This is a genomic window from Alteromonas sp. 5E99-2, assembly GCF_017368475.1.
Taxonomy (GTDB): Bacteria; Pseudomonadota; Gammaproteobacteria; order Enterobacterales; family Alteromonadaceae; genus Alteromonas_F.
This window is the reverse complement of sequence record NZ_JAFNJE010000026.1, coordinates 1-3,317: the sequence shown is the minus strand read 5'-3', so window position 1 is coordinate 3,317 and position 3,317 is coordinate 1. Positions and strand designations below refer to the sequence as shown.

The 3,317-nt window shown below is 42.7% G+C and carries 1 protein-coding gene; it reads right to left on the bottom strand.

The window, feature by feature from the left end; genetic code table 11:
• A partial coding sequence (locus tag J3L16_RS15585) for a condensation domain-containing protein (RefSeq protein ID WP_207613989.1) occupies positions 1-3,302 on the bottom strand: 3,302 nt, incomplete at its 3' end.
• Positions 3,303-3,317: the final 15 nt, after the last annotated feature.

The following is a 3,317-nucleotide window of genomic DNA, read 5'->3' as shown; positions in this document are numbered from 1 at the left end:
GGCACATACGCCCCGCCCACTTTTAAAATAGCCAGCAAACCAACCACCATTTCAACTGAGCGCTCAACCGCTATACCCACTGTATCTTCTGGCTGAACCCCTTGTGCTATTAAGTAATGCGCTAATTGATTTGCTCGTGCATTTAACGCCTGATACGTTAACGTCTCATCTTCAAATACAAGGGCTATTCCATTCGGTGTGCTAAGTGCTTGCTGCTCAATCAACTCATGAACAAGTGTGTCTTGTTCATAACTTATCTCATTACTGCCTATGGCGAGCAGTGCTTCGGTTTCAGCTTTTGACAGTAACGCTATGTCGCCAATGCAGTCATTTTTAGCATCAATCAGCTGCTTAACTACCTGATTAAAGTGTTGACTGATAACTTGAATATGTTGATTGTCAAATACCCCAGTTTGGTATTTAAAGTCGATAACGACTGTATCCCTGGCACCAACAACTAAGGTTAATGGGTAGTTCGTTTCTTCATAATTTTTCAACGCACTAAAGGCAACGCCCACAGGTGTTGAAGACTGCAATGCATCGTCCACAGGGTAGTTTTCAAAAACAACAATACTATCAAATACCCCTTGCGCCCCGTGCTCAGACCAACGATGAATATCCGTTAATGACGTATATTCATGCTCTCGTGCTGATAAATTTTGCTCTTGCAACTGACGTAGCCAATCGCCAATACCTTGCTCAGCACTCACTCGTGTAACCACTGGTAGCGTGTTAATAAACAAGCCTATTAAGGTATCAATACCGGCAATATCACTAGGTCGACCCGCTACCGTCGCACCAAAAGCAATGGTTTGTTGACCACTATAACGGCTTAATAATAATGACCAAACACCTTGAATTAAGGTATTCATGGTGATGCGGTTACGCTGAGCAAAATGGGTTAGCTGTTGCGTTTGCTCAACATCCAGTATCAGCTTTTCACTGCCATACCCTACGGCTTCGTCTACCGAAACTGTTGAGTGTTTGGCAAAACACCCAGCTAAAAATGTGGGCGATGACAATGTACTTAATTGCCCTGTCCAGAATGCTTGTGTTTCCTGTACATCACGTAATGATAACCAATGGATATAATCACGATAGCGGCTCGCGGATGATATTGATGGCTTACCCGTATAGTGACGCATAACATCACCTAATAATAACGAAGTACTCCAACCATCAAGTAAAATATGGTGCCTTGTCCAAATAAAGTGCCACGATGAATCACTCACTCTAACTAATGCAATTTTCATTAACGGCGGCTGAGTTAAATCAAACCCCTCCGATAATTGCGCCGCGGCAAGCGACTCAAGTATTGAATCAATTCCTTGTTGCCCTCGAACATCTTGCTCAATACAAGGAAGCGCAACGTGCTTAGCCACCCATTGCAGTGAATGTGCCGCTTGAGTGATAAAGCCTGTACGTAAAATATCATGCTTGTCTAAAACAAACTGCCACGCAGCTTTAAAACGCTCAATATCAAGCCCTTCTATATTCAGCTTCAATTGATTCACATAACTAATACTACTATCGTCATACAAACTATGAAAATACATCCCCGATTGCATCGGTGATAATGGGTATAAATCTGCAACATTGGCTACGGGTAACGTTAAACTATCAAGGGATGTTTGATTCAACGCCGCTAATGGAAAATCTGATGGTGTTACACCAACTTCACCACTGGTACAGTGCGTGATCAATGCCGTTAATGTCTCTACATAGTCCGTTAATAATTGAGTTATTTGTGCTTCATCGTGTATTTCATGGCTATAATTCACACTAATGCGCAACTGCCCTTGATACATCATTAAATTAAAATCTAACCATGTACGGCGCTTACTCAATAATGAACGTTCATGCCCTTTGGGCGCTTTCGATACCTGCCAGCTATTGTCTTGATTAACACTTTGGTCGAATTGCCCCAAGTAGTTAAAGGTGACCTGTGGGTAAGCGTTATCCGCTAGCACTTGACCTTCATCCGTCAAATACCGTAAAACACCATAACCTAAGCCATTATTAGGCACTTGTCTGAGCGTTTCTTTTACACCTTTTAATAAATCGGCAAGGTTATCATGATTCGTTAAACGTACAGGGTACAAGCTGGTAAACCAGCCCACTGTTTGACTAATATCCAAAGCCTCATTCAGTGTTTCTCGGCCATGCCCTTCCAACTCAACCAGCGCCTCGTCATAGCCACTAAAAGCACATAAAGCTGGCGTTAATGCTGCCAGCAACACATCATTAATCTGTGTGCGGTATGCTTGTGGAGCCGATGAAAGTAACTGCTCAGTAATGTCAGCATCAAGCTCTAGCGAAACCCGTTTTCTACTGGCAAGCGTATTATCACCTTGTGCATTACCCGGTAACCTTTGCTGGTTTTTACCCGTTACGGTTAACCAATAATCAAGCTCTGCAGAGAAGGTGCTATTGGTTGATGCCGCTAATAATGTATCAACCCACACTTTAAACCCTGCATCAGGTATGGCTGGTGACATATTCGTACGTGATGACTGGGCACTTTTTGCAATATTGACATACGATGTTTGTAAATCATCTAAAATAATACGCCAAGAAACACCATCAACCACTAAGTGATGAGCAATTAATAACAAGTGAGCAACGCCATTTCCTGCCTCAAACCACACCGCTTTAAATGGTTTTTCGAAACTCACACTCGCCTGTGCGTCATTGGCAGCTAATTCAATCGCTTGGTTAACATCGGCAAATGTTGAAACATCAACACAAAAGAACGGTGCAATATTATTAGCATCTTTATTCGTTACTTCGACATAACGTTGTTGCCATTGTGTATCATGTAAAGCAAATGCCATGTTTAATGCTGGGTGACGTTCACATAGCCCGGCAATCGCTTGTTCAACATCGCTCTTATTTGTGCCTGCCGGCACATCCAGCATAACCGACTGATTCCAATGCTCCGCTCGCTCAAACTCTTGTTCAAAAAACCAAGCTTGTGTTGGCAACAACGCAAAAGGCTCAGTCGTTAAAGCCGTTGTAGCCAGTGACGTCTTCGCTGCTTTTTCTGTACTTACCCTAGCAAGCTCGCTGATCGTTTGTTTATCCATTAACGCTTTCGGAGAAAACTTCACACCTTGCTTACGTGCTCGAGCAACTACCTGTAACGCCAGTATCGAGTCTCCACCCAATTCAAAGAAGTTATCGTGTACTGAAATCTTGTCTTTTTTAAGTAACTCACGCCAAATGCTCAATAAAATAGCTTCTTTACCACTGTGCTCTGTTTTAATCACAGTGGCTAACTCAGCAATGGTTTGCTTATTCATCAAGGCTTTAGGTGA